Below are 6,438 nucleotides of genomic sequence, written 5' to 3' on the forward strand. Positions count from 1 at the left end.
CCTTTGAGGTTCAGGACGCACATCACAGCTGCAGTGGCACTCTTCCTCATGGTGAACCTCCTCCACCCTGTAAATTCCCTCATCAACGGGGCCCTCCTCGCCGGACTGGGATCAGTGCTCCCTGACATCCTCGACTTCCTTGCCGGGAGGCACAGGGGCATCGGACACACACTTCTAATTCTACCACCCCTTCTGCTTCTATCACTGGGGAGTCCAGGGATCGGGGTGCCCCTACTTGTCGGGGTGTCATCCCACCTGGCCCTGGACCTCTTCACGGTCCGCGGATGCCCCCTACTATACCCTCTCAATGACACACCCTACCACTGCCTCCGCAGGAAGAGGAGGATAAGGACGGGGACAGCCGGCGAGTGGGCCATCCTCTCATTCCTCCTGGTCATTGTCTCGGTACTCTCCCTTGTATCGGTGGGTGCCCTGGACGGGTTCAATGAAACCGATACTGAAAGGTGCACCGTGAATGATACGGTGATCAGTGTCAGTGTAGACGTGGATGCTGACAGGGACGTTAACGTTACAAGGGTCACTCAGAACGGCTCTGAGAGCGTCCATGTTGATTTCAAGGACGATTGATATTACTATTTTTCATTTATAACGGAATTCAGTAATAAATAATTTTAAATTAACATATAAATTAATACTTATTCTGCAGTTAAAACATGGAGGTGATAAGATAATGGATTCAAGGGTAATAGTGATTGCAGTGTTACTCGTATTCATGTTTCAGGGTACAGCTGATGCAGCAGACAACAGCACAGTGGATGTCCTCGTCATACACTCCATCGAGGGGACGAGGGTTGTGAATGAGGCAGCCCACAGGGTCCTCCAGGAGTACCCTGATAGGAACATCAGCATCAGGGTCAGAAGTTCACCCCAGATAGTCAACTCCACACCCGAGGAGGTGGAGGCACTCCTAAACTCATCGGACGTCATAATCTGCAACTACCTGGGGACAGAGGACTACACGAGGATACTCAGGGTCGTAACAGCGAAACCCGAAATTCTGAACGGGAAATTCTTCGCAGTCTTCGATGGTGCAAGTGGACTTGAACTCGTCAGGATGAGCCGGATAAACGATGAACTGGTGTTCACCGGTGTCCCGGACACGGTGGTGAGCACTGTGAGCAGGGCCCTCAGGGTTCTCCAGCCCCTACCCCTACTTGAGGCCTACGTTAACCAGTACCCCCAGATAGCCCTCTGGGCCCAGGGGGAGGGATACTACTGCTACAGGAACGTCCCCAGCTACAGGAACCAGATACTCTGGGCCGCGGACGTATGGGCCAGGGGAAGGAACATTACACTCAACGTCACCTATGACCCCCCGGTTGCGGTTCCAAGGGAGCTCCTCTACCGCGACGGGAAACTCTACGGGAACCTCACAGATTACCTCAGGGACTACCCAATAGACCCTGCAAAGCCCACCATAGGCTTCATAGAATCAGAGAGCAACATGCTCGGCGGGGGAACAGCGCATATGGACAGCCTCATAGCGAGGCTCAGGGACACCTACAACATAATACCCGTGGTTGCAAGGTACGGTGAAAACACATACTCGGCGATGGTGAGGTTCTTCACAACAGCGCCTGACCTGGCATCATTTGAGGCCAACAGCACACTTTACAGTCCAAGGATCCAGGCACTGGTCTCCTTCAGCACCTACCTCCTCGGCGGTTCAGCCTCAGAGAAGGTGAAGGCACTCCTGAATTTCCTCAACGTCCCGGTTCTCAGGGGGGTTATAGTTAACACGAGGACCGTGGATGACTGGCTCCTATCCAGTGACGGTGTCACACCCTGGAGCCAGGATGACATCATGGGACAGGCGGGCTTCCCTGAGACCCAGGGACTCATAGAACCCATAATAATAGCCGCGGCCGAGTTCCAGATGGACCCGGTGACAGGCGCCTACACCTACTCCTACTCACCCATAACTGAGAGGATGGAGAAACTGGCAGCAAGGCTCACAAACTGGGTAAACCTGAGGTTAACACCGGCAGGGGAGAAGAGGATAGCCATCATATACTACAACTACCCGCCGGGCAAATCAGAGATCGGGGCAAGCTACCTCAACGTACCAGAGAGCATCTATGAGATACTCCTCAACCTCAAGAAGGAGGGATACAGGACCGGTAACATAACAGGAGCAGCTGAACTCGTAACCCTCATGATAGAGAGGGGGATAAACATTGCAAACTGGGCACCCGGTGAACTCGAGAGACTTGCAAACACCACAGGCGTCATACTCTGGGATGCAGAGGAATACCTCAGATGGTTCCAGGGCCTCAACCCCATAGCAAGGAGATACGTCACAGAGGGCCCCACAGCATACATGGAGGAACTCCTGAAACTGGGCCTCCAGAGGAATGTTAAGGTGGAGATCCTCATGAGGGCCCTGAACTCATGGTACGCTGAGATGAAGGACAACATAAAATCATCAGATAAAGCCTCTGAGGGCCTGCAGCTACTTGAAGTCATGTACACCGCACTCAGGGGAGTTATAGGTGGCAACTCCAGCCTCTGGGGCACATTCCATGCCGCGAGGAACTCCTTCATGCTCCTTGCAATACCAGGCCTCTGCGGCTGGGGTGAAGCCCCCGGGAATGTGATGACCGTAACAAGGAACGGCAGAAAATACATTATAATCCCTGGTATACTGGAGGGTAACATCTTCATCGGACCCCAGCCCCAGAGGGGATGGGAGGCCAGCCCTGAGATGCTCTACACCGTGGGTGTACTCCCACCACACCACCAGTACCTGGCCTACTATGCATGGATAAACACGGTCTTCAATGCCAGCGCAATGATACACATGGGCACCATGGGAAGCTACGAGTGGCTCCCTGGAAAGGAGGTCATGCTCGCAGGCTTCGACTTCCCTGACATAGTCGTGGATGAGACACCATCAATCTACATCTACCGTGTGGATAACGCAGCCGATGGACTGGCAGCCAAGAGGCGTGGACTCGCAGTCATCATCGACCACCTTACACCGGCAATGAAATCAACAGACCTGTACGGTGAACTCCTCACCCTCAGGGAGTTAATCTCAAACTACAAGAAGGCAGATGAACAGCTCAAAACCCAGTACCTGGCCGAGATACGGAACACAGCCATTAAACTGAAACTCGGAGATGAACTCGGCATCAGCATCCAGAACTCAACCCCCGATGAACTCACAGCAGCCATATCAGGGTACCTCATGAGGATCGAATCCACACTGATACCGACAGGACTCCACACCTTCGGGAGGGAGTGGAGCAGCGAGGCAATAACATACATGGTATCCTCAATGATCTCAACAGGCGACAGCTCCATCCACCTTCTACTGTCAGCAGAATACGGCTGGATCTACGGGGAACTCACACCTGAACAGCGTGCAGTGATCGAAAACAGGACGCTCACCATGGTAAGGGCCCTTGTAGACGGCTCAAAACCAGAGAACCTCACCTCATCGCCGGATATACTCAGCAAACTCCAGGCAGCAGCAGAGTACATAGCACTGCTCAGGAAGAGCACAGCCGGAGAGATGTCATCGCTCCTTAACGCACTCAGGGGCGGCTACGTTGAACCGGGACCAGGAAGGGAGCCCCTCATGAACCCATCAAGCCTCCCCACCGGCAGGAACTTCTACACCATAGACCCCAGCACCGTGCCAACACAGGCAGCCTACAGTATGGGGGCTGAGATAGTGAGGAGGGTCCTCGCCACCTACACGGAACCACCGGAGAAACTTGCAGTGGTGATATGGGGTGTGGACACAGCCAGGGACGACGGTGCCATGGTATCCTTTGTCCTGAACCTCCTGGGTGTGAAGCCGGTGTGGAGCAGCTCAGGTACAGTGACCGGGGTGAAACTCATACCACTCAGTGAACTTGGAAGGCCACGTATAGACGCGGTGGTCACGGTGAGCGGACTCTTCAGGGACGTCTACGGTCAGGTGGCTGTTACAATGGACAGGGCTTTCAGGCTGGCACTTGCGGCATCATACACCACCATACTTGAAAGGTATCCACAGGTATCAGAGGCCCTGGAGGCGACCATTAAGCCCCTCAGAACACTTAAACTATTCACACCAGGAAGTGACCCCCTTGAGATGAACAGGGTGGCAGGGCACTGGCTTGAACTGGTCCAGAAGTACATGGATGCAGGTATGAACGCCTCAGAGGCCGGTAACATGGCCATCTACAGGATATTCGCACCACCACTGGGATCCTATGGTACAGGCGTCAAGGAGGCTGGTGAGATGTCCTGGACCTACAATAATACAGATGAACTGGCAGACCTGTTCATGAGCCGCATGGGGACATCCTACTCAGAGACAGGGTGGGGTGTTAAGAACGTTGACCTCCTGGCAGACCTCCTCAGGGGTGTATCCGCGGTTTACCAGGGAAGGAGCACCTACCTTGTGGGTGTCACAGAGAACGATGACATGGCAGACTACCTGGGCGGCCTATCACTGGCGATACGTAAACTCACAGGCAGCACACCAGCAGTTAACATAATAACAGTGGCCACAGGCACACCTGAGATCCTCTCGCTCCAGGGGGCCATCGCCCTTGATATGAGGACACGCTACCTCAACCCTGACTATGTGAGGGGCCTGATGTCTGAGGGGTACGCCGGTGCCAACAGGCTCTCCTCGGCGGTGAGGTCCCTCTGGCTCTGGCAGGTCACATCCCCCTCTGGTGTGCCTTCATGGGCCTGGGATGAACTTGCAGATACCTACCTGAGGGACGTTAATGGCCTCGGTGTCAGGGAGTGGCTATCAGGTAAGAACTCCTATGCACTGATATCCATCACGGGCACCATGCTCCAGGCGGCCCATGAGGGCCACTGGAAGGCTGATGAGGCAACACTCAGGCTCGTTGCATCCACGTGGGCACAGGCGATGGCAGAGAATGGGGTTGCCTGCTGTGACTGCAGCTGCGGCAACATCGCAATGATGGAGTGGGCAATGAGGTACCTCAACCCGGACCTCCTTGCAAGGGTTAAGGAGAAACTGTATGCTGCCACAGGGAGCTCAGCATTCGCCCCATCAGGTGGATCCACCCCTGATGTGCCCTCAACCCCGACTCCAGGAGAGCCAGGTAGGGGGTCAACCTCAGCCGGGCGAACACCATCGCCAGGGAGTGCAACTGGAGGGTCTCATGGTGGAGCTGTGGATTCAGGGTTCACCGGTGCTTCCTCGGCATCACCCGGGGCTGAGGCTGGGAAGGCCTATGAGGTGAGCAGGGCAGCTGCATCACAGGGTTCCAGTACTGGAATGCCGGTCTACGCCATAATCGGTGTTATTGCACTTGTTGGTCTTGTTGGTGTGGGCTATTTCCTTGGGATTGGAAGAAACAGAATATAACCTTTCATTTTTTTATTTTTCCTATCTTTAAAATAAACTGTTGGCTGATTCTGGTCGTTTTATTGATGAGTAAACCTGATTTTCATCCCCCACATGTGGATGATTCATGTTCCTCTATGTTTTTCCCTGAAATTGTTGTGTGATGATCAGCGGGTGAAATAGGGTGATATGGTCAATATTTAGCTTATCAATCAGCATTTTAAAGTTTTTTAGATAAATTAATAATTATATGATCTATTTTTATTTAACCGCGAAAATTTTATATACTGTTAAAGTGCATAAAAATGGGTGAAGGGGGGTTTGTCGCTGGTTCTGTGATCGACTTCCTTTTCAAGCAGATCTGGGGAGATACTGATGATTTCAAAGTCGTTTCCATCAATTAGGGTGTTTTTGCTGGTGTTATTCGTTGTTTTAGTTTCCATTTCATCTTCATCTGCCGCTGAATGGACTGTAGGTCCAGGGGGCGGCTACAACTTCACATCGATTCAGGCTGCAATTGATAATGGGTCCACAGTGAGCGGGGATACTATAACCGTCCACGACGATGGCGGAAACCCATACACATACCATGAGAGTGTCACTGTAAACAAGACAAACCTCACCATAAGGAGTGCAGGTCTTGTAACCGTTAACGGGTCACTTAATCCATCAATCCCTGTCTTCAGGGTTCAATCCACGGGTTCAGGCTCCACCATCCAGGGTTTCAGACTCGTAGGTGCAACAGCCTCTGCAGGTGTCTCCGTGAATGGGGCCGGGAATGTTACCCTTATGAACCTTAACATAACCGGCTCCAACCGTGGTGTTGTTATTAGTGGCGCTTCATCTAATGTGACTGTTTCTGGTGTCACTGTGAATAGGACTTCTCAGCAGGGTTTGTTTGTTGATTATGGTGCCAGTGTTTCTGGTTTGGTTGTGCGTGATTCTGTCTTTGATTCCACCGGGGCTAGTGGTATTGAGAAGGAGTACCTTTCCAGTGTGGATGTTTTGAGGCTTGAGAATGTTACTGTGGTTAATGCGACCGGTTATGGTGTTTTCCTGCAGGCTAGGAGTTCTTATGGTTATTTTGTGCGTAA

3 protein-coding genes are annotated in these 6,438 nt (G+C 52.6%); all 3 read left to right on the top strand.

Annotated elements, in window-relative coordinates; genetic code table 11:
- Positions 1-3 precede the first annotated feature (3 nt).
- Positions 4-588, top strand: coding sequence for a metal-dependent hydrolase (locus tag L5462_RS08370; RefSeq protein ID WP_237780310.1), 585 nt, complete (start codon positions 4-6; stop codon positions 586-588).
- Positions 589-691: 103 nt separating this feature from the next.
- Complete coding sequence (locus L5462_RS08375) at positions 692-5,365, top strand: cobaltochelatase subunit CobN (protein ID WP_237780311.1); 4,674 nt, start codon at positions 692-694, stop codon at positions 5,363-5,365.
- A 354-nt stretch (positions 5,366-5,719) separates the two neighbouring features.
- The coding region (locus L5462_RS08380) for a right-handed parallel beta-helix repeat-containing protein (protein ID WP_237780312.1) at positions 5,720-6,438 on the top strand (719 nt) is incomplete at its 3' end.

Source organism: Methanothermobacter sp. K4 (genome assembly GCF_022014235.1).
GTDB lineage: Archaea > Methanobacteriota > Methanobacteria > Methanobacteriales > Methanothermobacteraceae > Methanothermobacter.